Source organism: Streptomyces sp. ISL-11, assembly GCF_018614525.1.
Taxonomy (GTDB): domain Bacteria; phylum Actinomycetota; class Actinomycetes; order Streptomycetales; family Streptomycetaceae; genus Streptomyces.
In genome coordinates this window covers 1-24141 of sequence record NZ_JAGGOL010000097.1, presented here as the reverse complement: position 1 = coordinate 24141, position 24141 = coordinate 1, and the positions used below count along the sequence as shown (strand labels likewise).

Genomic DNA, 24141 nt, shown 5'->3' with positions numbered 1-24141 from the left:
GACGATCGAGAGGCCGTTGACACTGGGCCCGGATGCGGATTGGCCTGGGCTTGCGGACGGCATCGGGCCGTTCGACGGGATGGGGTTCTGTGTGTGGAGGCCGGGGTGGGCGGGTGAGGCGGCGGACCATGAGGGCGATCATGGTCCAGGTGAGGTGGGCTTCGCTGTGGGAGATGAGCCGCTCGTAGTCGCGCACGTTTCTGCCGGCTCGCATGACCCATGAGATCGCGCGTTCGACTCGCCACCGTTTCGCGAGGACGGCGAAGCCGTCCTGGTCCTTGCGCCGGGGGACGGTGTGGAGCGTGATGCCGAGGAAGGACTTCGACCAGCGGACGAGTTCGCCGCCGTAGGCGGAGTCGGCCCAGGCGACGGTGACCTCGGGGTGGGCGAGGCGGAGGCGGAAGAGGAGGTCGCGGGCGGGGTGGTCGTCACGGTTGGTGGCGGGGGCGGCCATGAACGTCAGGGGCATGCCGCGCATGTCGACGGCCAGGTGCCGCTTGCGGCCATTGATTTTCTTCCCGGCGTCGTAGCCGCGGGTGGCAGCCCCCACCGTCTCGGCGCCCTTGACGGACTGGGAGTCCAGGATCACCGCGACGGTGCGCGGGTTGAGCCCGTCGTGAAGACGGACCCTCTGGTGGAGCTCGCTGTGGATACGGGCGAGGACACCGCGCTCACGCCAGCGCTGGAAGAACCCGAACACGGTGCGCCAGGGGACACCGAAGTCGACGGGGACGGACCGCCACTTGCAGCCGTTGTCGTTGACGTAGCGAATGGCATCGACCACATTGCGCCGGGGGTGCGCCTCCGGCCTTCCCCTAAGGGGAGGGTGCAGGCCGGCGGGGGCAGCAGCGGCTCCAGGACTGCCCATTCGGCGTCCGTGGTGTCGCTCGGATAGTGCCGCGGCCGGACAGCTGGAGCCTCCGGGGCCTGGGTGGTAGTGCAGATCATGATGAGCGTTCCATGCGGGTGAGGACTTCCAGGGTGGCCTTGACGCCGCCGAGCTGGTCGAGGACCAGGCGGGCCCACTCGTCCTCGGGGGCGCGTTTGGCGTGCGGGGCGACGATCCCGGCGATGAAGTTCGTGATGCGGTGCAGCTCGGCCCGGAAGACCGCCCGTTCGTAGGCGATCCAGGCCTCGGGCCGGTCGGACAGTTGGAATCCTTCGGTGCGGCTGTAGGTCACGGGCGGGAGGTCGGCCTTGACCGCGACCTTCCGCAGGAACCGGATGCCCGTCCAGACCTGTGCCGGGGTCCGCCGGGTGGCTTTCACTAGCTGCTTCGGCGTCAGCCCGGCGGGGCTGGCCTCCAGCAGGGCCTTGCGGACCGCGTTCCCGTGCTCATGAGCGGGCTGTCCCGCCCGCCGCTTCATGGCTACTGGCCCCGCAGCAGCTCGGCCAGGGCGTCATCCAGGTCCACCTTGCCCGTGGAGACCGCCGTTTCGATCCAGTCGGCCGTCGCCCTGATCTTCTCCAGCTGCCGCATCACGAGACCAAGCTGCGACTCGGTGAACTCCCGGCCGCGCAGCTTCGGCACCAGCCGGCTCGCCCCGGCAACAAATCCCTGGCAGACCCGGATCAGGTCGGTAAATTCCATCGCGCTGTGGAAGCCCCGCACGATCCGGGCCGGATCGCAATCTTCCCCGTCGTCCTCGCCCTCGGGCTCCCACCAGTCCTCCTCGCCCTCGTCTTCGACGAGCTCGGCCTCGTCGAACTGGGCATGGTTCACCAGCTCCCGGGCCTGCCGGTCCCGCATCGCCTTGAACGCCACCTCCGGCCGGCGCAGCAGATCACAGGCCGCCACCGTCTCATCGGCCGCGAGGTCCCGGATGGCTTCGACCTTCTCCTCTACCGTCACCGGCGTCGCGGTCGACCAGCCCGCGGCCCGCTTCGCCGCATCCCCGCTCCACTCACTGCGGCCCGTCCGCTCGTTGACCGGCGGAGACTTGATGAGCTCGTACGCGTCCGGCACCGACGCCAGGATCCGGTGCACTTCGAAGGACACCCCCTCCTGCCGCTGATCCTTCGGCCACCGCGCGGCCACCCACCGATACGTGCGCACGGTATGGAAGGAGAGCCCGATCGCCTCGGCGAACTCACGTAAGGTGCCCTTCACCCCGAGCTCGTCCTCCTCCGGCTTCATGTTCCCGCCGTGGGAGCGCAGCGGAGCGATCTCCGGCGCGATGTCACCCAGCGCGAACTGGCACCCTGACATCACCCGGACCAGCTCCACCGACCAGTCCACCAGAGCCTCGAACCGCTCGCACGGCACACTGCCGATCACCTCGGACACGGAGCCCTCCCAGGCGTGCCGGAGGGCCGACGCTCCATCGGCCGAAGGAACTCCGGCCCGCGCCTACACGCAGAGTGCGCCGACCACCCCAAGGTCACCACGAACGACCGGAAGAGCATCGCTTCGCATACGAACCCTCCCAGTCCCGCCCGAACATGAGTCCAGTCCCGTCGCATCCCTGAACGACTCTGACAACCACCACCGAGCGTCACAGATCAGAGGATTAAGCACAGCTAGTGACCAGCAACGTCACCCGACATACCCGCTTTCGAAGCGACGGCCCAGTAGGGCTTGTTCGAGAACGTTGACCCGTTGCCGAGTTCTGGTCAGATGAGTCTTCAGGCTTGTGGCGGGCACCAGGACGGGCGAAGGGAGCTTCACGATGACTATCGTTGTCACTACACCTACAGGGCACGTGGGATCGCGGGTGGTGCGGCTGTTGATCCAAGCAGGCGTCCGTCCCCGGGTGCTCGTGCGAGATCCGGCACGCTTGGACGCGCAGACCCGTAGCCTTGTCGAGGTGCGGCGCGGCGATCTCACCGACGCCGGGTTCGTGCACGAGGCGACCGCCGGGGCACGCACCGTCTTCTGGGTCGACCCCACGCCTCACACGGCCGAGGAGCCCATCGGAACGTCGCGACGCACCGCTGCCGCCCTGGCCGATGTCGCCCGTGCCGGAGAGGTGGCGCGGATCGTGTTCCTGAGCAGCGTGGGGGCGGAGAAGCGGCACGGCGTGGGCCACATCGACGGCCTGGCCCGGATCGAGGAACTGTTCGATGCCACCGGTGCCGATGTCCTTCATCTGCGGTGCGGCTACTTCTTCACCAATCTCCTGCTCAGCCTGGACGAACTGCGCCAAGGGACGCTGACGACCGCGGCCGACCCCGATCAGCCCATGTCATGGGTCGATCCCCGCGACATCGGCGAGGTGGTGGCGGCTCGCCTGCTCGAGGACGGGTGGAAGGGCCGGGTGGTCCAGGCCGTCCACGGCCCCGAAGACCTGACGTTCAACCAGGTCGCGGAGATTCTCACCGAGGCATTGGGGCGCCCGGTTCGCCTCCGGTCCGTCACCGACGACGACGTGCGCGCCACACTTGGCTCGGCCGGCCTGCCACCCAAGGCGGTGGAGGGCATCGTCGGCATGATCGCCGGAACACGCGATCTCGTGCCGGAGCAGCCCCGTGATGTCACCACCACGACTCCCACGCCCCTGAACGCCTGGGCCTACACCCATCTCCGTCCCCTGCTCACGGCTTGAGAGGCACCAGGGCCCGACACCCGCCCCTCGCCCGACCGATCAGCGGAGGATGCCCTCCAGGAATTCACTGCTCAGGCGGGCCACCGCTCGTACGTCCAGCTCGTGGAGGACGTAGCGGCCGCGACGGCGTGACGTCAGCAGACCGGCTTTCTTCAGGATCGCCAGGTGGCGGGAGATCTCCGGGGCGCTGATGCCCAGGGTGCCGGCCAGTTCCCCCGTGGTGTGCGGGGTGCGGGCCGTACTGCGGCACACCTGCATCCGTACCGGATGGGCCAGGGCTTCCAGGCGCAGCTTGAGGAGGTCGACCGAGGTGGCGGGCGGCAGTTCGGGCGAGCCTACGGGGTAGTGGACGACCGGGCGCCACTGCGGGCGGTGCAGCACCATCAGGTGCGGCCAGCCGAAATGGGACGGGATGAAGGTCAGGCCAGCACCGATGGCCGGGTCGACGGCCGTGGTTCTGCCCTCCGCCAGTTTGTCGAGCCGGATGCGGGTGCCGCCGTTCTCCAGGGTCAGGGCGGGCGATACGGCGGCCAGGGCATCATTCAGCCCCTTGCGGCGCAGCAGTTCCGTCTTGTGCCGGATGTCCGCCGCGAGCCCGGGTTCGACCCGCCGCCAGGTGTCGGCGAAGAACGCTTCGTCGCAGTCCTCCAGCAGGCGGCGCAGCCAGGCACGTACAGAGGCCGGGCCCTTCAGCAGGCGTTCGGTGAAGTGCAGTTGCCGGAGACCGCGGGCCGCGGACAGTTCCAGGGCTCTGGCGCGCGTCGCGTGGTCGCCGAGAGGGGACGAGCCGCCCTCGTCGTACGAGACGAGGCAGCAGAGCTCAAGGGCGGCCGTCACGAACTGATCGTCGGTCAGCCGGTCCAGCCGGTCGAGTTCATCGGCGAGTGTCGCCCCGGTCCGGCCGTTTCCGTCGCGCAGGCCGGCGAAGGGCATGAAGACGTCGGAGAACGTATTGCGCCACAGAAAGTCGGCCTCCCGCAGCCGGTCGGCGAGGTCGGGCCTCAGCGCGGCTGCCGTGGCCGTGGCCCAGCTGTCCATCCCCGGATGGTGTCCGGGATCGGATAGTGCGTGCAGCGCGAGGCACAGTTCGCCCAGTGGTGACGTCTCGAAGACGATGCGTTCGGGAGGCAGTCCTGTGATGTCGATCGTTACGCTCACAAGATCATCATGCCTGCTCGCCCATCACCCGACGAAAGCCGGCAGGGCTCGGCGCGACAGGAAGCGACAGGAAGCGACAGGAAGCGACAGGAAGCGACAGGAAGCGACAGGAAGCGACAGCGTACGAGGACGCCGGCCTGGGCCCTCCTCCGGCACTGCCGCACCTACGGGGTACGGACGCCCGCTTCATCCTGGACTCCGCGACCTGGTGCACGCGGCCACCGCCGTACCGGCGGCGCCCAGCCGGATCGAGGGTGCCCGAGCAGTGTGTCGAGGTCTGGCCGGATCTGCCCTCGAACCTATTTCACCTTAGATGCTGAATCGATTACCTTTCATAGGCTTTCTCCTCGGTGTGCTCACACCAGGCCGGGCGACATGATGCGGCACGCTCCGCATCACGCGACGGCTTCCGTCACGAAGGAGAAGGCATGCGCACATGGAGGATGGCGGCCGCGGCCGCATCGATGGCGGTCCTGGCGTTCGCCGGCGGAACATCCCCCGCCGGGGCGAGCGGAGTGATGGCTGCCGACCCTTCCGCCCCGGCCACCGTGCCCGCGGGGCGCGCTCCCGACCCCGGGGGCAGCGTGGAAGCCGGGAAGTCCGGCTCGGACGCGGACGCGTCCGCCGTGATCCGATGTGAGGGCCAGGTGCAACGCCCGCACAACTCCACCCACGTGCCCGGTACGGTGAACGTCGTCGTGACGGTCTCGTGCACGGCCCCGGTTCCGCAGATCACCACCCGGGCGGCCCTGTACAAGAACGGGCAGCTCGTCAACCAGTCGACGCTCAGGACCCAGACGAACACCCGTACCGCGCAGAACAACGCGGCCGTGCGCTGCAGCCCCGGTAACTATCGCGGCTGGATGTACTTCAAGGTCGTCTTCCCTCCCGGCTACCAGCCACCGACCAGTTCCGCCAACGGTCTCGGCCAGGAAGTGTCCATCACCTGCTGATCCATTGCCACCGGACAGGCAGCACCACGTTGCACCGAGGCGCCGCCGGGGAAAGAGTGAGGACGTGCGCCCCACCCCCGCCCGGACCCTTCGCCGGAGAGTGACGGACCTCGACACCGCAGCGGCCGCGGTCTCTGACGTCGACGCCGGGCTGCGCCATTTCACCGCGGTCATGGCGTGGTGGACCGAGCCTGAAATGGCCGCAGCCCTGGCCGGAGGCCCGGCAGTCATCGACCCCTCCGAAGCAGACGAGGCCGCCGAGAGCTGCCGGCTGCTGCGCCACCTCGCCCGGGACGAGCGGAGCCTCGTCCTGGGCCCCCTGGAGCGGGCGCGTCAGCACTGGATCGGCACCAGCCCACACGAGCTGATGCCGTCCCGACAGCCCGCCCTGGCACGGGAAAGGTTCGTCGCGCCCCATGCTGAACCGATTCCGCCCAGCACGAAGCCGTTCCATCTGGGGCTCTACACCTCCACTGCGCAGCGCGGCGGCCCGAGCATGTGGCGGATGTATCTCGACCAGGGCTCGACCCTTCACCCCTTGCCCTGGCACACCTGGGCATTGCAGGTCACGGACCCCACGGCCGAAGTCGTCGAAATCAGCAGCGCGAGCGCTTGGGCCGCGTTCGTCGGGCGCTACCCCCTCGTGCACGACGGCTCCGTCTTCCCCGACTGGCGGAAAGTGGCCGAGGACTACGCCGGGGTACACATGACCCTGCGCGCGATCGTCGCGACCCAGGGGCTCCGGTTCCCCGTCACGGACGGCCTGGCCGCGGCTCCTTACTGGGACGTCGAATCGGTTCTGTGGCTGCGCTGGCACTTTTCCAGTCCACGTCTCGTGGAGATCACGCCGCCGCACAGCCAGGAATGACAGCTACCAAGCCACCTCCGGGAGGGTGTTTTCAACAGGGTGAAGTAGAGCCAGTGGGGCAACTAGATTGAGAGCTGCCTTGTCTGACGAGATGTGACATGCCGCCCGGCCGGCCCGTCCAGTGGACCGTTCCGAACCTCGACGTCCTGCCCGACGAGCTCATCGGCGATGCCTTCGACCGGCCGTGCTGTCAGCACCTGCGGATCAATCCCACCGCCTGCCCCGTCAGCTTCCTCGGCGCCATGGTCATCGACGAGCCCGGCCTGGTCCAGTACGTCCTCACCCTCAACATCAGCGGCGAGCCCCACACCGTCCCCACCACCTGGCCTCGGTCTATCTGTTCGGTGAGCTGAACTGGGTCAGCCTGCCAGGTGGGTGAGGGCCAGTGCGTGCGCGTGGTCGAGGGAGTCGGCAGCAGCGCAAGGGATATCCGGCTGCACACCGGTGCCCTCCCAGTTCGTGCCGGAGACGGGGTTGATGGCACGGCCCGTCGGGATAGTGGCTTCCAAATGTGGGTGCACCGTCCAGCCCTCCCGGGGGTGCGCGCCGCCGCGGGTGCGCTCCCCGACGACTACGGCGCGGCCGAGCTGCTGCAGGTCGTACGCCAGCTCCTCGGCAGCAGAGAAGGTATGGCCGCTGGACAGCACATACAACGGCTTGCTGCCGCCGAAGCAGGCGCCGGGAACGTGCGGAAGGCTCCAGGACTGCTCGCTGCGCTCGCCGTCGCGCCAGTACATGGTGTTGAGGTGGGTGCGCTTGTCCAGTAGGTAGCTGCAGACGAAGGCGACGGTGTCCGGGTCGCCGCCCCGGTTGGCGCGAAGGTCCACGATCAGCGCCTGGGCGCGGGAGGCCAGGGTGAGCGCGGCGCTGAGCGGTTCGGCGGCCCACTCCAGCGGAAACAGCATCGGTGCCAGCTCCAGTACGGCGACCCCTCCGTCGAGCAATTCCACCCGGGGCGCACCGCCCAGCGAGGTGTCGAAGTCCCGGCGTATGGCGTGCAGGGCGGCCGCCCCCTGCTTGGGAGGCACCGGGTCGGTGTGGTACTTCAGGCTCAGGTGTCGGTCGCCGTTGACCGACTGCAGGTCCGCGGTGACCAGCCGGGCGAGCTCCTCGGCGCCTTCGACGTCATAGGCGCCCTCGGTGAGCCGTCGTTGCAGCAGGCCGGCGAGGTGCTCGGCTATTCCAGGGAAAACGTAGTGCTCGGTCAGCAGCCGGGCTGTCTCGTCGATGACAGGGGCTGGCCGAAGCTTCGTCAGAGTCGTCATGGCAGGGAGTAGAGCACCGCCCTTGCGAAAGCGTCAAACAAATTAGACACTTTCGGTATGCGCGATCAGCCTTCCTACCCGCCGCCTCCGGAGGACGTCCTGGAGATCGGTGCCCCTGAGCAGTTCGCGGCGCTCTCTCACCCATTGCGTCAGCGGTTGCTCTTCGCCCTGGGTCACCGGCCTGCCACGATCAGCCAGCTTGCGGCGCAGCTCGACGCGAAGAAGGGCAACGTGGCCCACCACCTCAAAGTGCTCCGCGAAGCCGGGCTGGTCCACATCGCCGAGACCCGCCAGGTCCGCGGCGGCACCGAGCAGTACTACCAGCGCATGGCCCGCCACATGGTCGTCGCCGAACCCCAAGCGGCAGGCACCGCCGCGATGCTCGCAGCGGTCGCCCAAGAGCTGGACCGCTCACCTGCCGAGACCCACCTGACACTGCGCCACCTGCGGCTCAGCCCCGCGAAGGCAAGAGAACTCGGCGAGGCCCTCGCCAAACTGGTCGACGAGGCCGAGGAAAATACAGAGGACCAGCCCGTCCACGGCGTGTTGGTAGCGCTCTATCAGCAGGCTCTGCCGACCAGCGCCACCGTTTCCGCCTAGCGGCACCAACCAAGTTGTCGACACCCGATCCCACCACGGTCACGGACACTCCCGCTCACGCCGCCCCGGCCAGCAGTCACCCGATCGAGGTGGTTCTCATTCTCATTGCCGATCATGGACCTGCGTCGTGCTCCAGCCTCTTCACGGACGGAGCAATACGGCTCTCAAGCTCGTTGCCGCAGCGGCTCCGAAACACCCTGTCGAAAAATGGGAGGGTGTCCCGGGCAGGGCCGGGGGGTTTCGGTGCAGGCGGGACGCCGACGCGGGGTGAGGTCGCGTGAGCGTGAAGGCCGGTCCGTGAAGGCCGGGCCCTCCGGTCATGCAGTGCTGATCAGCGTTGCCAGAAGTGGTCGGGATAGTTCCCGCACGGCCACTGGATCACGCGGGCACCGGCGGTCCTGCTCCCGCCTTCGACGGCGAGGCACTGGTCGCTGTTCCGGTTGACGACCCGGTACTTGTTGGCGGCGACGCTGTCCAAACGCCAGAAGTGGTCGCGCCAGTCGCCACAGGGCCACTGGATGACCTGGGTGCCGTTCTCCCTGCTGCCACCCGGAACGGCGAGGCACTGGCCGCTGTTGTGGTTGACCACCTTGTAGTACCTCGTGCCGTCGATCACATGCGGCTGGAGGTCCCAGTCGTGGTCGGCCCATCCCCCGCAGCCCCACTGAATGAGGCCGATCCCCTGCTGCTTGCTGCCGCCGGGGACGGCCAGACACTGGCCCGTGCCGGCGTTGGTGAGATGTCTGAACGTCGCGATGGCCGCCGCGTCCTGGACCGCGTCCCGTTCCACCCGGACGGCGTTCATTTCCTTCTTCGCGCCGTCGCGGCCATTGGCGGGCGCACCGTTCGCGGCGGTGACCAGCGGTGTACCGGCGATGGCGAGACCCACCGCGGCCGATGCGACGACCGTCTTTGTCCACAGTTTCACGCGTTCTCCTGACTGAGCGTCGAGGACGGATGCATCCGTGCGTGACTCTTGGAACCTGGAACCTGGAGCTCTCGAATGACGACGCATTCCCAGAAGTACGTACACACCCAGGCACAACAGCGTCCAGAAAGCGGCAAAGTATGTCTGATGCCGCAATCTTGTGATCATTAGCGATGGGACGTCATGGCCGTGCCGGCTGGGCCGGTGCGCGATCAGTTCCCGTGGGTCGCGGAACCCGCAGACACGAAAGTTCCTGAGTTCACTCCTCCGACTCGGCCGCCACGATGCCCAGCAGCCCAGGAAACCGCTGCTCGATGTCGGCCCGGCGCAGGCTGGCCATCCGGCTGTTGCCCCGGTCGACCTGCCGGATCAACCCAGACTCGCGCAGCGCACGGAAGTGGTGCGTGACGGTCGCCTTGGAGACCGGCAGCCCGAAGGAACTGCACGTCCGCGCCGCGCCGTCGGGTCCGGCTGCCAGCTCACGCACCACTCGGCGGCGCAGCGGATCCGCCAGCGCGGAGAGTACCGGGCCGAGCTCGATCTCCTCGACGTCCGGATGGCCTTCGTCGTCGGGCATTCGGAACACCTCCCTTCAGGTATGGATTGCATCGTACCTACGAGTTCGGTAGCGTCCTGCAGGTACGAGATTGATTGTACCTATCAGGGAGAACCCTGCATGTCTCAGCCATTCGCACTCGTCGGCACCGCTCGCCCCAAACCCGAACGCGCCGACGAGTTGAAGCAGCTCCTGCTCTCGTTCGTCGAGCCGACCCGGCAGGAGTCCGGCTGCCTGGAATACCACTTCCACGAAGATCGCAATGACCCCGGCGTCTTCGTCTTCTACGAGGCCTGGCGCTCCCAGGCCGATCTCGACGCCCACCTCGCCCTCCCCCACATGCAAGCCTTCCGGGAGCGGCGCATGGACTACCTGGAGACCGACCTCGACGTCCGCTTTCTCGCCATGCACAGCCCCTACCAGCCGGCCGACCGGACCGGAGCGCGGCCTCCGGCGCCTCAGTGACGCCGCGCCGATCCTGAACGTCTCAACCGACGGTTTCCCAGGGGGTGTGCGGCAGCACTCGCCTGCTACCGGGATGCGCCGGCCGGTGGACCTTCGCGCGTACCGGGAACGTACGGAGTCGAAGGGCCGGGGCGATCGGCGATCAACCGCTCCGGGCGATGAGGGCCGGTGAGCCAGGCAGGGCCCCCGTCTGCCGTCAGGACACCTCCCTTCACGGCGGCGCGCAACACGCGCTCGGCATACACGGTCGTCGCCGTGTACGCACGCGGCCCCCTGGCCCCTTGCGCCGGAGCGCCGCCGTGTTGTCCGCTACCCCCATGAGGCAGAGAAGCGTCGCCACCCTGGTCGCCGCCCTGATCGCGGGGACCCTCTTGGCAGGGGCACCGGCCCCGCGAGCCGCCCAGGCCGCGCCGGCCGACGCCGGTGGTCCGCCGTTACCGGGCGGTGGACCCCGGGAGCCGGGAGTTGAGCTCGACACCGTGACGATCCCGGAACTGCAGGCCCGCATGGCTGACGGTTCGCTGACCTCGTCGGCACTGACCAGCGCCTACCTGCGGCGGATCGAGGCCATCAACCCCAAGATCAAAGCCGTACTGCGCACCGACCCGACGGCCCTTCGCCAAGCGGGGGCCAGCGACGCCAGACATCGACGCGGCGGCACCCGGGGACCGCTCGACGGCATACCCGTCCTGCTCAAGGACAACGTGAACACCCGCGACATGCCGACGACAGCCGGGTCGTCGGCGCTGGCCGGAAGTCCGCCGGACACCGACGCCGCCCTGGTGACCCGGCTGCGGGACGCCGGAGCGGTGATCCTCGGCAAGACCAATCTCTCCGAGTGGGCGAACTTCCGTGCGACGAGGCCGACATCAGGATGGTCGGCGGTGGGCGGGCAGACGAACAACCCCTACGTACTGGACCGGAATCCGTGCGGCTCGTCCTCCGGATCTGCCGCCGCACTCGCCGCGTCATTGGCACAGGTGGCGATCGGCACCGAGACGGACGGATCGATCGTGTGCCCCGCCGGGATGAACGGGGTCGTCGGCCTCAAGCCCAGCCTCGGGCTGGTCAGCCGAGCCGGCGTGGTGCCGATCTCCGCCGAGCAGGACACGGCGGGGCCCATGGCGCGCAACGTGATCGATACCGCACTCACCCTCGCGGTGCTCAGCGGCGGCGAAGGCGAAGCCACGCACTCCGCCGGCCTCGGCTCCGCCGGTCTCCCGGGCGGGCTGACGCACCTCGGCGGCGGACTGCGCGGCAAGCGCGTCGGTCTGTGGCGGCTTCCCTCGCTCGGGCCGGACGTGGACGCCCTGATGACCCGTACGGCGGAGCGACTGCGCGACGCCGGAGCCGAAGTCGTCCAGGTGACACCTCCGTACCAGGAGCGACTCGCCCAACTCGAGTTCCCGGCGCTGCTGAGCGAGTTCCACCGGGACATCGACGCCTATCTCGCCACGCGCGACGGGCCGCAGAACCTCGCCGAACTGATCGAGTTCAACCGCACCCACCCGGCGGAGCGGACCTGCTTCGCCGGTCAGGAGCTGTTCGAGCAAGCACTCTCCGCGCCCCATACGACCGACACGCGGTACCAGGTCATGAGGACCGAGCTCAAGGACCTGTCCCGGCGCTCCATCGACGAGACCATGGCCACCCACCACCTGGACGTCATCGCCTCCCCGACGAACCCGCCCGCCTGGCCGACCGACTGCGAGCGGGGTGACAACGACGTGATCCCGTCCTCCACCCCCGCGGCCGTAGCCGGGTACCCCTCGCTGTAGGTGCCCGCCGGGTTCGTGAACGATCTTCCGGTCGGTCTGCTCCTGATGACCGGCGGGCATCAGGACGCCGAACTGCTGTCTCTGGGGGCCGCGGTGGAACACCGTCTGGACGCCTGGCGAGCACCACGCTATCTGCCGACGGCGCGTCGGGCCGGCACCTCCCGGTGAGTCCCGGCGGACATCCTTCATGACGGGCCATTCGCGGCGCCGGCCTGTGCGCCACCCACTGCCTTCCACGGCGTGCCGCCACAGTCGGGCTTCGGTCCGCCGCGCGGGCGCACCGCGTGCCGCGTATCGCCGGCGGCGGCGCGGGCCTGGCGCTCGCCTACCACCAGCTGGACCGGTGCCTGCCCGGCCGGGGATGGAACACACTGGCCGAGGGGTGTCTCGCCGCCGCGGCCGAGGGGTACCGGCGGATCGGCGCCTCGCCCGGCCTCTTCGGCGGCGCCGCCGGACTGGCCTTCGCCGCGCAGGTGCCTCGCACGACCTGCCGGCCGTCCGCGACCGCGTCATCGGCGAAGCGCTCCGGCGGTCCCGGGAGCTCGGCGACGATCCTCCCGAACGTGCCGTCGACCTCGTCTCCGGGCTGACCGGAGCAGGCGCGTAACTGCTGGGTGAGTGCCACGAGCCCGTAGCGCGGGCGGCACTGCGCGAGGTGCTCACCGCGCTCTCACGGAACGGGCATTCGCCCGACTCCGGCGTGGCACATGGGCTCTCCGGACCGCTCGCCCTGTTGTCGCTCGCCCTCCGCGAAGGCGTCGTCGTGCCCGGACAGCGCGAGGCCCTGCGCCGACTGGCCGGGACACTGACCGCCCGGTGCACCACCGACCCTTGGGGTGCCACCTGGCCCGGCACCGCCCCCGGCCGCCTCCCACGCGCTTCGTGGTGCCGGGGAAGCCCGGGGACGGCCCGCGCCCTGTGGCTGGCGGGAACGGCACTCGACGACGCGGCTCCTCGCGAGCTCGCGGTGCGGGCGCTCCAAGCCGCCTGCCGACGGCCTCCCGAGGTGCGCCGCGTCGACGCGGAACCGGGTCTGTGCCACGGCGTGGCGGGCCTGCTCCATATCACCGCGCGTTTCGCCCACGACACCGGCGACCCGGAACTCGCCGCGGTCGCCGCCGATCTGGCGAGCACACGTTTCCGCCCGGTCGACGCCGGGTTCCTCGACGGAGCCGCCGGGGTCACGCTCACCCTGCTCGCGGCGGCAACGGACACCGAACTCGCGTGGGACCGAGCCCTGCTCCTGGCATAGCGCACAGCATCCCGTGCGACGAGCCCGCCCACGCACAGCTGCCAGGGCGGGCCGCGCCGTCCCTCCCGGCCTCCCTGCGGGAGGACCGCAGCACCACACGACCACGGTTCGGAAGAGGGAGCCCAGGCCGTGTCCGGTGGAGCACCGACGCGACCGCATGCACGGGACAAAGCCGCCGGACCGGTCATATGACTTATTTGCCGTAGGAATAGCCCATTTGTCGGTGGGCAGTCATGGCGGCATGATGAGCCTTCGCAGAGCCCTATCGGCTCTCTTCGTCGTCGGCCTGGCCCTCACCGCACCCGCTGCCGCGGCTACCGACGCGGGTGCCGTCGGGCCCCCGCCCCAGGCGCCGCGCCAGTGCTACACGGTCGAGCAGGCCCGTGCCGAGCTCGCCCGCCAAGCGGCCGCACCGGGCCGGAAAAGCCGACAGATGGTGCCGGTGTGCCAGTCGACCGGCGCCACGCAGTGCGACCCGTCGGGCCACACCCTGTACTGCCAGTACATGTGCCAGGAGTGCGACGGGCTGGTGTGCTCCCAGCCCTACTTCGTCTGGTCGGCGTGCGGTAGCTGCTGACACCTGTGAGGGGGAGAGTTCATGAGATCGACGAGGATTCTGCGCCGGTTCCGCAAGGCTGCCCCGGCAGTCGCCTCGGCGCTGGTGCTGCTCGCGGTGGATCCCGGCAGCGCGCTGGCGGCGTCCGGCTCGTACACGTTCATCACTCCCGCGGGACAAGGCCTACGGGTCGACAATCCGCCGAGCGACACCTGTCTGCCGCTCACGGGCGGCGCGGTCAGGTTCTCGAACGACACCACCGACACGGCGTTCCTGTACGGGGACTCCTCCTGCGCGGGCGGCTGGGCCCTCGTGGGGGGCGGGGCCACGTGGGACGCGCCGACGGGCGTCCAGGCGCTCGCCGTACGCCTCGGCTCGACCACCGCGGCGGGGCCGCAGGAAGGAGCGCGTCCATGAGCGTTCCGCGCAGGTGGGCAAGGGCCGCGGTGACGCTGATCACCGCCCTGGCCACCCTCCTGGTCCTCCAGGTGCCGGCCAGGGCCGACACCGGGGGCGGGGACGCACCCCACTCGGGCGTCGCCACCGACACCGGGCAGGGTGTGACAGCCGGCGAGTACAAGTGGTTCAGCTGGGGGGACCTGAAGGTCGGCGACTGCCACCAGACCGGTGGCTATCTCCGTCTCTACGCAGACGGCAAACTCACGTTCAGCGCCCGCACGTGGACGGACTTCACGATGAGCGGCGACGTCTGGCACGCCCGGTTCCAGCTGAAGGATTCGTCGGGGAACATCCTGTTCACGACGTCCACGTATGACAGCCCGACCATGTGGGCGAGCAAGAAGCACGACTGGACGCGGGAGGGCACCTACGAGCCCAGCGTCTACAACGCCATCGCCCGGGTGACGCAATGGGCCTCGTGCTGAACGAGCCTTGAGGGGTGGCTTCGCGCCGCGAGCGCGAAGCCACCCCGACACCGGGCAGGGGGCGGCACGATCACGCGAACTGCTGGGCCAGTGCGGTGTCGGCAGCGTCGAGGATGTTGCGGAAGGTGCGGGTGATGATCGGCCTCGCGAGGCGCCGGGTGAGGAAGGCGCCGAGCAACGGGACGGGGATCTCGGCGCGGGTGGTCCAGCGGACCTGGGTGCCGCCGCCGACCTCGGTGAAGGTCATGCGGCCGAGTTCGTGCCGGGACGGCGGCAGGCTCCGCTCGACGACGTACTCGGTGGCGTACGGCGGGTCGTACTGGGTGATGCGCTCCCGGAACCACCCGATCAGCCAGAGGTGACTGCGCACCGCGCCGACGCCGTAGGGCGCGGTCTCACCGCGCCGGGTCAGGCGGCAGCGCAGCACCAGGGGCGAGCTCGTGTAGTTGGTGGTCGTGGTGAGCCACGCGAAGACGTCGTCGATCGGGGCGTGGATGATGCGTTCGACCGTCATGGTTTCCACGGCTGGTGTCCTCCTCTGTCGAGTGGGTGCACCATGTCGGCGCGGTGCAGCTTGTCCGGGTTACGAATGCCGTAGAGGCCGGTGATCCGTCCGTCGTGGATCTCGAACGCGACCAGCCAGTCGAGTTCGCCGTCGGTGACGAACCGTGCCGCGGGCATGCCGTTGCAGGTGTCGTACTCGATGCGGGTCGCCGCGGTGGTGGTGCGGAGCACGCCGAGGACGAACCGGGCGACGTCGTCGCGGCCGGTGATCGGGCGGCGGGCGGCGCGTGCTTTCCCGCCGCCGTCGGAGATCTCCACGACATCGGGCGCCAGCAGGTCCATCAACGCCTGGACTTCACCGGTCGCCGCCGCGAGGAGGAACCGCTGGATGATCTCCCGGGTGGCGTCGGAGTCGGGCTCGAAGCGGCGACGCCGCGCGTGGACGTGCCGGCGTGCGCGGTGGGCGATCTGCCGGACGGTCACCTCGGTCTTCCCGATCGATGCGGCGATCTCGCCGTGGGTGTAGCCGAACACGTCGTGCAGCACGAACACCGCGCGCTCGGTCGGGTTCAGCGTCTCAAGGACGAGCATCATGGCCATCGACACCGACTCGGCCAGGATCGCGTCCTCGCTCACCTCGGGTGCGGTGCGGATCGGCTCGGGCAGCCACGGGCCGACGTATTCCTCGCGCCGCGCCTTGACCGCGCGCAGGTGGTTGAGGGCCTGCCGGGTCACCACGCGGACCAGGTAGGCGCGCGGATGCTCGACCGCGGCCGGATCGACCGCGCTCCACCGCAGATAGCTCTCCTGGAGCACGTCCTCGGCGTCGGTGGTGCTGCCCAGCATCTCGTAGGCAATGGTGAACAGCAGCGGACGGTGCTCGGTGAAGGCGTCCTCAGCCATGTCCCACCCCCACCACGAGCATGCGTGGGTACCTGAAGTTCACACGCGGCTCCTCTCTTCGGCTGCCATCGAGACACCGCACACGGGCAAACCGTGACAGCCGATCGCTGTGATTCACTTCACAACGCGGTTCGTCAGGTCCGCGGAACGCTTCGACGCCCTCCGGATTCCCCGCGCACCACGACTGCCGGCTCCACGGACGACGATCCCTCGGCGATCAACCCACGTCCACGAAAATTGGCCATTGGCCTCACGTGTGTTGCTGGAAGCAAGCCTTGCTGTGACACTCGGGCCACCTGGCCGGAGAATTTCGCCGACGTCTCCAGCGGGCAGCCTCAGGACTCGCGGCGCTCGGCCCCGTTCCTCTGCATGTACCGCGTGTCGTTCGGGCTCTCCAACAATCTCCAACAATCTCCCGCGAGAAACCCGGAGAAGACCCATGGCCACACGACGCAGCCTGTTCGCGCTCATCACCGCGGTGTTGTCGATGCTGGCCATCACCGTGGCCGGCGCCCCTGCGCAGGCCGCAGGCTTCAGCCCGATCAACGTCTGGAATTCGAGCCACTGTCTCGACAATGCCACCGAGAACGCCGCGAAGCTCCAGATGTGGTCGTGCGACAGTGGTTCCGACGAGAAGTGGCTCGAAGGGTTCAACGCCCAGACCCGCCTGTTCACCTTCACCAACCAGCGCACGGGACGGTGCATCACCGCGCCGGCCTCGGGGGCGGGGACGGTGACGATGGAGTTCTGCAACGCGGCCGCGCCCACCCAGCAGTGGCGCGTCTTCTTCGCGGACAACCCCAACGGGCCGCCCTCAGGTTGGTATCAGGTCTGGCAGAACGTCTCGAGCGGGCTCTGTCTGTCGACGCCCAGCGTGCGAAACGGCACCCTCCTGCAAGCGACGGCCTGCGACCCCTCCCACCAGTACTACAGGTGGCACCAGCAGTAGGGGTCCGCAGGACCAGGTCAGCGGTGGCAGGATGCGGGAATGCACATGGAACACGAAGTCCCCTCGGAACTCACCGCACGAGACCCCGGGGCGTGGCCGCGCGAGGCCGGAATCCCCCGGGATCTCCTGGCGGCCAAGGAATTGCTGTACGACCCGAGTGGGTTCGTATGCTCGCAACCGGTGCCTGAGGCGGAGAGCGCCGAGTACGGGGCCTGCGAGTTGACCCTGGACGGCCTCTCGGTCAGGTTCCGTGTGGCCAAGACGACCCCGACGAAGGTCGGTCAGTTCGTCACGGTGTGGAAGAGATCCGAGGGCGGGCCGATTCAGCCCTTCGATGCCGGGGATCCCGTCGATCTGTTCGTCATCAGCACGCGCGAGGGCCGGCAATTCGGCCAATTCGTGTTTCCGCGAGACGTCCTGCGTGAACGGGGCATCATGTCGAGCGACGGTGTCGGCGGGAAACGGGCCTTCCGCGTCTATCCGCCGTGGGTGACGACCACCAACCGCCAAGCCGGCAGCACGCAGTCGTGGCAATCACGTTATTTTCTGCGCCTGCCTGAAAACGAGCCTGTCGATACCGCACGCGCCCACGCGCTCTACCACCCCGGAGGCCGGCCCTGACGACGGAATCGTTCAGCGGCTGAACGGCGGCGGCCGGTACCTGCCCGTGTCCGCACGGCGGCCGCCCGCGGGAAGCCGACGTGATGGCCGCACCCCCGACGTCGTCTCAGGCCCCCGGCACCCCGGCCGGGTCCGCCGCGTCGACCGCCTCGCGGTCCTGCCAGACCCGGCCGCCTCGGTCAGGAGCCGTGTCCAACTGCCGCAGGGCACCCGGCACCGCGATCGCCGGCAAGAAGTAGTCGTAGAGCATGGCGATCTTCGACTCCAGCGACTCCCCGTCCTCCAGCGCCGTCGACACGATCTCCACCCCCGTCCACGCACTCACGAACAACGTCGCCGTCGCCCGCACCTCCACGTGCGGCAACAACTCCCCCTGCTCGCGCGCGCCCTCCAGCAACCCCGCGATGAAGTCGATCCACCCCGCCCACGACGTACCGAACAGCTCCCGCGCCCGACGGTCCGCCGACAGGCGAATCGACGCGCTCAACAGCGGCTCGCGCGGCACCCGGTACGCCAGGACCATCCCCACGTCGACCCACTCCTGCAGCTTCGACTCCCGGGACACCACCCCCTCGGTCGTCAGCGCCTCACCCAGCACACCCCGGGCGAGCTCCTCCTTCGACCCGAAGTGGAAGTACAGCGCCCCCTTCGTCACGCCCGCCCGCGACAAGATCTCCGCGATCGTCGCCGATTCGTATCCACGCTCGTCGAAAACCGAACCCGCGGCTTCCAGAATCATCCGCCGGGTCTGAATAGCCCGCGCCTGCTTCGCCACAACGCACCACCTCCGCACACACCACAACCACCACGAACCGCCGGTACCAACAAGCCCCCACCAACCCATTGAAAACCAAACCGGATAGTACGTATCTTATCATCAAGCAATTCGGACCCGGCCGTGGCGACTCGCGCCCACCGCGCGGACGGGCAGCGCCCACATCAGACGCCGCTCCTGAACGGCACCGTCCGCCAAGGGCTTTCCGGGTCGGTGGTCAGCGCCCGGTGCCCGTCGAGGACCGTCGTGTACCAGGGCCGAACTCCTCCTCGTCGAAGTGCAGGCACCGTCCCAGCACATAGCCCGCGGAGAACTCCTCCCACGAGTCGTACGCGGCCTGGGCGGCGCTCGCCACGCGTTCGACCGACGTGTGCATCTCGGCCTCCGTGGCGTACCGGGCGCCCCGGCCCCAGCGGGCCATCTTGGAGCCGCGGCCGATGTCCCAGGCGGCGATCGTGCGCACGAAGCCGTCGGGCGGCAGAGCCCGTCGGCGCGGAAGCGGGCCTCGTACCGCAGCACCTTTCCCACCAGATCGCGCAGATGCCGCACGAAGTCGTCGAACTCGGCGTCGTGGGCGGGCGTGCCGCTCTCCTGGGCAGTGGCGCGCAGCGTGGCCTCCACGCTGCGCGCCACTGCCCGGGGTCGACCGGGCCGCCCCGCGCGCCGAGCAGCGCCGTTCGCGCGCCCAGGACGAAGTCCCAAGTACCAGGGGCTCACCTCTTGGCCGAGGAGCCGCTCCTGCGTCCCGAGCCAGTCCTCGCGGCCGTGCACTCCCCAGGAGTCGGCGATCCGCTCGATCTCGCCCCGGCAGCCCATGCCGTGCCAGTCGAGGGTGTTCCACGCGTCGCCGTTGGCGAAGCACAGGTGTGCCCCGCAGGCCAGGCCGTGCAGCAGCGGGCCGGGCGCGGGGGCGCCGGTGCGCCGGGTCACCACACGGTCCATCAGGGCGTCCGAGGAGAACAGCTCGTGGTGCAGGTCCAGCCAGACGTCGCGTGAGAACTCGTCGTGCATCTCGTCCTCGGCTGCCGCCCGCATGGGATTCCTTCCGTTCCGGCCCGGCCTGTTCCCGGCCTCAAGATCGCCTGAGTACGGTAGCGGCGGCTTCTCCACAGGCTCGGCATGGGGCGGCTTCCTGGCCTGCTGTTCCTCCGAAGGGGTCTCGTCGTCCGTCAGCCGTCGAGAACCGTCAGGTCCAGGCGGCTCAGCCGTTCGGGGTCGGCCAGGATGTCGATTTCGGCGATCCTGCCGCCCGTCACCGTGAAGGCCATGAGCGAGAAGGGCTGTCCGTCGCGGTAGACGACCATGCCGACCGCTCCGTTGACGAGCGCCGGACGGGCGAGGCCGGCGGGGCCGCCGACGCGCGAGAACGTGAGGGCCTGGCCGGCCACGGCCGCAGCGCCGTGGACCTCGCGGGAGGGAAGGGCGGCCGCCGCACCGTAGTCGGCGCGCAGGACGGCGTCCGGGTCGAGGACCGCGAGGAGGCCGTCGAAGTCGCCGCGGCGAGCGGCGGAGAGGAAGGCGTCGACGACCTCCCGCTGGCGGGTGAGGTCGGCGTCGGGGGCGGGGGCCGCTCCCCGGACCCGGCGGCGTGCGCGGCTGGCGAGCTGGCGAGCCGCCGCCGGAGTGCGCCCGACCATGGGCGCGATCTCGTCGAAGGGCACGCCGAACGTGTCGTGCAGGACGAACGCGAGCCGCTCGGCCGGGGTCAGGGTTTCGAGGACGACGAGCAGCGCGAGGCCGACGGAGTCGGCCAGCAGGGCCTGGTGCTCGGGGTCGATGCCGTCCGGGGCGCCGACCAGCGGATCGGGGACGCGTACGTCGAGGGGGTCCTCGCGCCGCGACGAGCGCGTGCGCAGCATGTCCAGGCAGACGCGGCCGACGACGGTCGTGAGCCATCCGCCGAGGTTCTCCACCCGCTCGGTGTCGGAGCGGTGGAGCCGCAGCCAGGCTTCCTGTACCGCGTCGTCCGCCTCGGTCAGCGAGCCGAGCATCCGGTAGGCCACCGCCCGCAGGTGCGTGCGGTGCGTCTCGAAGCGTGCGGCCAGAAATTCGTTCTCGTCCATCGGTCACATTCCCTCGTCGCGTTCCGTCAGGTCGTTGACGGGCGGAACCGCGTCGATGTGACAGGGGAGCCGGTCCGTGTGACACAAGAGACACGAACCCCAGGACATGAGGAGAGCACGATGCAGGCACGGATGCAGAACCCCGCGGTCGTCATTCCCGAGGCCATGCCCGCGATACTCGATGTACTGAAGGCCGCGAAGAAGGGCGGCGTGCCGGACGCGACGCTGGAGCTCGTCCATCTGCGCGTGAGCCAGATCAACGGCTGTTCCGCCTGCGTCGACGGTGGTGTGCGCAGCGCGAAGAAGGCGGGCGAGGGCGACGAGCGGCTGTTCGCGGTGTCGGCCTGGCGGGAGGCGCCGTACTTCACCGACGCCGAGCGCGCCGCGCTGGCGCTCGCGGAGGCCGCCACCCGACTGGCCGACCGGTCGGATCCGGTGCCGGACGAGATCTGGGACGCGGCCGCCGCCCACTACGACGAGCGGCAGCTCGCGGGCCTGGTTCTCATGATCGGGACGACGAACCTCTTCAACCGCCTCAACGCCACCACCCGGCAGATCGCGGGCGTGGGCTGGTGATCCGGCGCGAGCGGCGCGGTGTCCCCCGATGACTTTCGGTGACCACACCGTCCGAACGCCCGTGCGCCTGGAAGGTGACGGTCCGGGAGGTGCATGAGGCGGCGGCCGCGGGTACCCGCACGCGCGTACCTCACCGAATCCGACGAGGAGGAGCGAGCGATGACCCAGAAGGTTCGCGAGATCATGACCAGCACCCCGGTCACCGTGGGGCCGCAGACGTCCGTGGTCGAGGTGGCCCGGCGGATGCGCGAGGAGGACATCGGCGCGGTACTGGTCACCGAGGGTGACCGGCTGCGCGGTCTGGTCACCGACCGGGACCTGGTCGTGCGGGTCCTCGCCGACGGCGGGGACGTCGACGGGACGAGCGTTCACCGGGCGTGCAGCGAGGACCCGGTCAGCGTCTCCCCCGACGACGACCTGGACCGGGCGATCAAGCTGATGCGGGAACGTTCCGTACGCCGTCTGCCCGTCGTCGAGGACGGCCGGCCGGTGGGGATCGTGTCACTCGGTGACGCGGCCATCGAACGTGACCCCGGCTCCGCCCTGGGAGACATCAGCGCGGCCAAGTCCAACCGGTGACGGTGGCGGGGCCCGGCGGGTGCCGGACGGGGTCGCGTCCGACAGGGCCCTGAGGCGGTCAGGTGGGAGACTGGTGACGTGTCCCTTCGGCCGCTGACGCACATCAGCCAGACCTGGCAGCCGGGCCACGCGCCCGGGCGGGTGGTGATCCCGTTCGGGCTGATCGTCATCGTCTGCGTCGTCGACATGCTGGCCCCGCGCGATATCCACCTCGGCCCGCTGCTGGTGGCGGCACCCGCGATCACCGTGGCCGTCGCCGGCGCGCGTCTGACGGCGCTGGTCGGTGGGCTCACCCTCGTGGCACTGCTGTTGATAGGCGGTGTCCGGGGGGTTCTGGACACCGCCAACATCCAGACCCAGTTCGGCGCACTGATCGTCGTCTCGACCCTGCTGGTCGTCTTCTGCCTGGTACGGGACCGCCGGGAGCGCGAGCTCTACCGGGTCAGGTCGGTGGCCGAGGCCGCGCAGCACGTGCTGCTGCAACCGCTGCCCCGCGGCAGCGGCCCCCTCCGCCTGGCCTGCCTCTATCTGCCCGCCGAGGCCGAGGCCGAGATGGGGGGCGATCTCTACGCGGCCGCCCGCACGACGACCGGCAGCACCCGGCTGCTCATCGGTGACGTCCGCGGCAAGGGCCTACCCGCGGTCAGTCATGCCGCGCTACTCATGGGGGCGTTCCGCGCGGCCGCCCACCGGCAGGCCACCTTGCCGCGCCTGGCGGTCCACCTGGACGGCGCGGTGCGCTGGGACACCGTCCAATGGCGGACCGAGGCGGATGCCGGCGAGGACGAGATCTTCGCCACCGCCATGATCCTGGACATACCGGACCACGAGCCCGTCGTCCACCTGATCTCGTGCGGTCATCCGCCGGCTCTCCTCATCCGGCGGCACCGCGTCGTGCCGCTCCAGCCGAGGGCGAGCCACCTGCCCATCGGGCTGGGCCGGCTCGACGACCCTGCCGGGGACGAAGGAGGAGGCGGGGACGACACCCGGTACGCGGTGGAGACGTTCGGGTTCGAGGCGGGTGACCTGCTGCTGCTCTACACCGACGGCGTCATCGAGGCACGTGACGCCGACGGTGCCTTCTTTCCGCTCGCGGAACGGGCGGCGTCATGGAGCGACAGCACCCCCGAGGAATGCGTGCGGCGGCTGCGCGAGGCATTGACGGCCCATGTCCACGGCCACCTGGGGGACGACGTGGCGGCCGTCGTGATCCGCCGCGAGGCCGCCTGAGATCCTCTCCTCCCCTCGGCTCAGTCGTTCGTTTTGTCGCCGAGTGGCTTGCCCGTCTGGGCGTCGAGAATCGTCTCGGTCGCGTTCCGGGCGCCGGGTTTGACGGTGTTGACCTGCCATACGGTCGTTCCCGCGTCGTCGCGGTCGATCTCCAGCGACTTCAGGTCCTCGCCCTGCCGGCGGTCCGCGACCGTCCTGAGCGCCTCCTGGGCGGAGACCTTGACGTCCTTGAGCTTGGCGACGTCGTCGTCCGGCGTCATGTCCTGACGCTTGTTCACCACTTTGGCGCCGTCCTCGGAGACGGAGAGGTTGTACTGGTCCGTACCGTTCGACGCGACCTTGATGTCCCAGACGCGGTTGCCGCTCGCGTCGGTCTCCTTCTCCAGGTCGAACGACTTTCCGCCTGGTACGTCCTGGTCGGCGGTGTCGAGGGCCTTGAGGGCGTTCTTGACGGATGCCGGGGCGGCCGAGGCCCCCGGCGAGGAACTGCCGGAGGGGCTGGTGGACGGGCTCGCGGAAGTGGGCGAAGCGGCCGAGGTTGCGGGGGCGGGTGAGCCGGTGGCGCCGTCGCTCTTCTTGCCGGAGTCCGAGTCGGAGCAGGCGCTGAGACCCAGCGTCGTCACTCCCACGAGGAAGAGGGCGCACATTGTGGTGTTTCGTACCATGCGCAAACTGTGACACCTCCTACGGGATCATCGGAGGTGCCACGTACCCCCACGCGCGTGAGTCACACGGAACGGGGGCCGGATGGCGTCAGTAGAGCTTGTTCACCGCCGTGCGGGTCGTCTTCTTGAATGCGGGCGCCGGACGGGCTTGATAGCGGCTGAGCTCAGCCGCTATCAAGCCCGTCCGGCGTTTGAGGACGCGCCCGCAGGGCGCCCGCCGCCGCAGGCGGCAAAGACGACGGCCGTCGGCACCCTTACGGAGCGTAACCGCCCCGTCAATCCGGCGCACCGTACCCTCGCCGCCGTTGAGCGCGCATACGCCGAAGGGCGGCGGCACCGGGTGGTGTCGCCGCCCTTCGGCGTATGTGCTGCCGGCTGTGCGGGGGCTGCGTCGGTTACGTCAGTAGGCGGAGTCGACGTTGTCCATCGAGCCGTACTTGTCGGCTGCGTAGTTGCAGGAAGCGGTGA

31 protein-coding genes are annotated in these 24141 nt (G+C 69.5%); 18 read left to right on the top strand and 13 right to left on the bottom strand.

Annotation, left to right across the window (positions count from 1 at the left end; translation table 11 throughout):
• From J7E86_RS20385 to J7E86_RS20375, 3 genes are all read right to left on the bottom strand, one after another.
• Positions 1-784 (bottom strand): IS5 family transposase (locus J7E86_RS20385; RefSeq protein ID WP_215083154.1); only part of this gene is annotated, 784 nt, incomplete at its 3' end.
• Positions 785-944: 160 nt separating this feature from the next.
• Positions 945-1367 (bottom strand): hypothetical protein, encoded by a 423-nt coding sequence (locus J7E86_RS20380; RefSeq protein WP_215083153.1) that lies wholly within the window; start codon positions 1365-1367, stop codon positions 945-947.
• Positions 1368-1369: 2 nt separating this feature from the next.
• Positions 1370-2287, bottom strand: a complete 918-nt coding sequence (locus J7E86_RS20375; RefSeq protein ID WP_215083152.1) for a DUF6192 family protein — start codon at positions 2285-2287, stop codon at positions 1370-1372.
• Positions 2288-2669: 382 nt separating this feature from the next.
• On the opposite strand from J7E86_RS20375, the gene J7E86_RS20370 reads away from it, so the two are divergent.
• Positions 2670-3545: an NmrA family NAD(P)-binding protein gene (locus tag J7E86_RS20370; RefSeq protein ID WP_215083156.1), complete on the top strand. Its 876-nt coding sequence runs from the start codon at positions 2670-2672 to the stop codon at positions 3543-3545.
• Between the two features lie 39 nt (positions 3546-3584).
• Here the strand turns inward: J7E86_RS20370 and J7E86_RS20365 are convergent, their stop codons facing one another.
• Positions 3585-4703, bottom strand: a complete 1119-nt coding sequence (locus J7E86_RS20365; RefSeq protein WP_215083151.1) for a DUF5937 family protein — start codon at positions 4701-4703, stop codon at positions 3585-3587.
• A gap of 428 nt (positions 4704-5131) precedes the next feature.
• Between J7E86_RS20365 and J7E86_RS20360 the strand changes: the two genes are divergently transcribed.
• The 3 genes from J7E86_RS20360 to J7E86_RS20350 all read left to right on the top strand — a co-directional run bounded on the left by J7E86_RS20360 (position 5132) and on the right by J7E86_RS20350 (position 6877).
• Positions 5132-5656: a hypothetical protein gene (locus J7E86_RS20360; protein WP_215083150.1), complete on the top strand. Its 525-nt coding sequence runs from the start codon at positions 5132-5134 to the stop codon at positions 5654-5656.
• 100 nt (positions 5657-5756) lie between these two features.
• A complete protein-coding gene (locus J7E86_RS20355) occupies positions 5757-6524 on the top strand; it encodes a hypothetical protein (protein WP_215083149.1) in 768 nt (255 codons plus the stop codon).
• Between the two features lie 98 nt (positions 6525-6622).
• Positions 6623-6877 carry a hypothetical protein gene (locus J7E86_RS20350; RefSeq protein ID WP_215083148.1) on the top strand — a complete coding sequence of 85 codons (255 nt, stop codon included), beginning with the start codon at positions 6623-6625 and terminating at the stop codon, positions 6875-6877.
• 6 nt (positions 6878-6883) lie between these two features.
• Here J7E86_RS20350 and J7E86_RS20345 read toward each other — a convergent pair whose 3' ends face one another.
• Positions 6884-7789 (bottom strand): S41 family peptidase, encoded by a 906-nt coding sequence (locus J7E86_RS20345; RefSeq protein ID WP_215083147.1) that lies wholly within the window; start codon positions 7787-7789, stop codon positions 6884-6886.
• Positions 7790-7846: 57 nt separating this feature from the next.
• Here J7E86_RS20345 and J7E86_RS20340 point away from each other — a divergent pair, with 57 nt between their 5' ends.
• The gene (locus J7E86_RS20340; protein ID WP_215083146.1) at positions 7847-8389 is read left to right on the top strand and encodes a transcriptional regulator; all 543 of its coding nucleotides are present in this window, start codon (positions 7847-7849) and stop codon (positions 8387-8389) included.
• Between the two features lie 331 nt (positions 8390-8720).
• On the opposite strand, the gene J7E86_RS20335 is transcribed toward J7E86_RS20340, so the two are convergent.
• Together J7E86_RS20335 and J7E86_RS20330 are read right to left on the bottom strand one after the other, a co-directional pair.
• A complete protein-coding gene (locus J7E86_RS20335) occupies positions 8721-9317 on the bottom strand; it encodes an RICIN domain-containing protein (RefSeq protein ID WP_215083145.1) in 597 nt (198 codons plus the stop codon).
• Between the two features lie 259 nt (positions 9318-9576).
• Positions 9577-9894, bottom strand: coding sequence for a helix-turn-helix transcriptional regulator (locus J7E86_RS20330; protein WP_215083144.1), 318 nt, complete (start codon positions 9892-9894; stop codon positions 9577-9579).
• Positions 9895-9993: 99 nt separating this feature from the next.
• Here J7E86_RS20330 and J7E86_RS20325 point away from each other — a divergent pair, with 99 nt between their 5' ends.
• From J7E86_RS20325 to J7E86_RS20295, 8 genes are all read left to right on the top strand, one after another.
• A complete protein-coding gene (locus tag J7E86_RS20325) occupies positions 9994-10338 on the top strand; it encodes a putative quinol monooxygenase (RefSeq protein WP_215083143.1) in 345 nt (114 codons plus the stop codon).
• A 317-nt stretch (positions 10339-10655) separates the two neighbouring features.
• The gene (locus tag J7E86_RS20320) at positions 10656-12116 is read left to right on the top strand and encodes an amidase family protein (RefSeq protein ID WP_374223832.1); all 1461 of its coding nucleotides are present in this window, start codon (positions 10656-10658) and stop codon (positions 12114-12116) included.
• 15 nt (positions 12117-12131) lie between these two features.
• Positions 12132-12284 (top strand): hypothetical protein, encoded by a 153-nt coding sequence (locus J7E86_RS32100; RefSeq protein WP_374223831.1) that lies wholly within the window; start codon positions 12132-12134, stop codon positions 12282-12284.
• A 116-nt stretch (positions 12285-12400) separates the two neighbouring features.
• Positions 12401-12706: a lanthionine synthetase LanC family protein gene (locus tag J7E86_RS20315; protein WP_215083142.1), complete on the top strand. Its 306-nt coding sequence runs from the start codon at positions 12401-12403 to the stop codon at positions 12704-12706.
• Between the two features lie 65 nt (positions 12707-12771).
• Entirely contained in the window at positions 12772-13368 is a 597-nt protein-coding gene (locus J7E86_RS20310; RefSeq protein WP_308312657.1) for a lanthionine synthetase LanC family protein, read from the top strand.
• A 244-nt stretch (positions 13369-13612) separates the two neighbouring features.
• A complete protein-coding gene (locus J7E86_RS20305; RefSeq protein ID WP_215083140.1) occupies positions 13613-13945 on the top strand; it encodes a hypothetical protein in 333 nt (110 codons plus the stop codon).
• A gap of 21 nt (positions 13946-13966) precedes the next feature.
• Complete coding sequence (locus J7E86_RS20300; protein ID WP_215083139.1) at positions 13967-14341, top strand: hypothetical protein; 375 nt, start codon at positions 13967-13969, stop codon at positions 14339-14341.
• Entirely contained in the window at positions 14338-14808 is a 471-nt protein-coding gene (locus J7E86_RS20295; protein WP_215083138.1) for a DUF6294 family protein, read from the top strand. The genes J7E86_RS20300 and J7E86_RS20295 overlap by 4 nt, the downstream gene beginning before the upstream one ends.
• A 70-nt stretch (positions 14809-14878) precedes the next feature.
• Here J7E86_RS20295 and J7E86_RS20290 read toward each other — a convergent pair whose 3' ends face one another.
• The gene (locus J7E86_RS20290; RefSeq protein WP_215083137.1) at positions 14879-15331 is read right to left on the bottom strand and encodes an SRPBCC family protein; all 453 of its coding nucleotides are present in this window, start codon (positions 15329-15331) and stop codon (positions 14879-14881) included.
• The gene (locus tag J7E86_RS20285; protein ID WP_215083136.1) at positions 15319-16215 is read right to left on the bottom strand and encodes an RNA polymerase sigma-70 factor; all 897 of its coding nucleotides are present in this window, start codon (positions 16213-16215) and stop codon (positions 15319-15321) included. Before J7E86_RS20285 ends, J7E86_RS20290 begins: the two co-directional genes overlap by 13 nt.
• Positions 16216-16654: 439 nt before the next feature.
• Here J7E86_RS20285 and J7E86_RS20280 point away from each other — a divergent pair, with 439 nt between their 5' ends.
• Positions 16655-17164, top strand: coding sequence for a ricin-type beta-trefoil lectin domain protein (locus J7E86_RS20280; protein ID WP_215083135.1), 510 nt, complete (start codon positions 16655-16657; stop codon positions 17162-17164).
• 45 nt (positions 17165-17209) lie between these two features.
• Positions 17210-17785, top strand: coding sequence for a MepB family protein (locus tag J7E86_RS20275; protein WP_215083134.1), 576 nt, complete (start codon positions 17210-17212; stop codon positions 17783-17785).
• A gap of 106 nt (positions 17786-17891) precedes the next feature.
• Here the strand turns inward: J7E86_RS20275 and J7E86_RS20270 are convergent, their stop codons facing one another.
• From J7E86_RS20270 to sigJ, 3 genes are all read right to left on the bottom strand, one after another.
• Positions 17892-18560, bottom strand: coding sequence for a ScbR family autoregulator-binding transcription factor (locus J7E86_RS20270; RefSeq protein ID WP_215083133.1), 669 nt, complete (start codon positions 18558-18560; stop codon positions 17892-17894).
• Positions 18561-18777: 217 nt separating this feature from the next.
• On the bottom strand, positions 18778-19023 hold the full coding sequence (locus J7E86_RS31225) for a DUF1266 domain-containing protein (protein WP_308312656.1): 246 nt from the start codon (positions 19021-19023) through the stop codon (positions 18778-18780).
• 706 nt (positions 19024-19729) lie between these two features.
• The gene (gene sigJ / locus J7E86_RS20260; protein ID WP_215083132.1) at positions 19730-20623 is read right to left on the bottom strand and encodes an RNA polymerase sigma factor SigJ; all 894 of its coding nucleotides are present in this window, start codon (positions 20621-20623) and stop codon (positions 19730-19732) included.
• 120 nt (positions 20624-20743) lie between these two features.
• Between sigJ and J7E86_RS20255 the strand changes: the two genes are divergently transcribed.
• The 3 genes from J7E86_RS20255 to J7E86_RS20245 all read left to right on the top strand — a co-directional run bounded on the left by J7E86_RS20255 (position 20744) and on the right by J7E86_RS20245 (position 23008).
• Complete coding sequence (locus J7E86_RS20255) at positions 20744-21199, top strand: carboxymuconolactone decarboxylase family protein (protein ID WP_215083131.1); 456 nt, start codon at positions 20744-20746, stop codon at positions 21197-21199.
• 159 nt (positions 21200-21358) lie between these two features.
• Complete coding sequence (locus tag J7E86_RS20250; RefSeq protein WP_215083130.1) at positions 21359-21778, top strand: CBS domain-containing protein; 420 nt, start codon at positions 21359-21361, stop codon at positions 21776-21778.
• A 78-nt stretch (positions 21779-21856) separates the two neighbouring features.
• Positions 21857-23008, top strand: a complete 1152-nt coding sequence (locus tag J7E86_RS20245; protein ID WP_308312655.1) for a PP2C family protein-serine/threonine phosphatase — start codon at positions 21857-21859, stop codon at positions 23006-23008.
• A 20-nt stretch (positions 23009-23028) separates the two neighbouring features.
• Here the strand turns inward: J7E86_RS20245 and J7E86_RS20240 are convergent, their stop codons facing one another.
• Positions 23029-23673 carry a PepSY domain-containing protein gene (locus J7E86_RS20240; RefSeq protein WP_215083129.1) on the bottom strand — a complete coding sequence of 215 codons (645 nt, stop codon included), beginning with the start codon at positions 23671-23673 and terminating at the stop codon, positions 23029-23031.
• Positions 23674-24141: the final 468 nt, after the last annotated feature.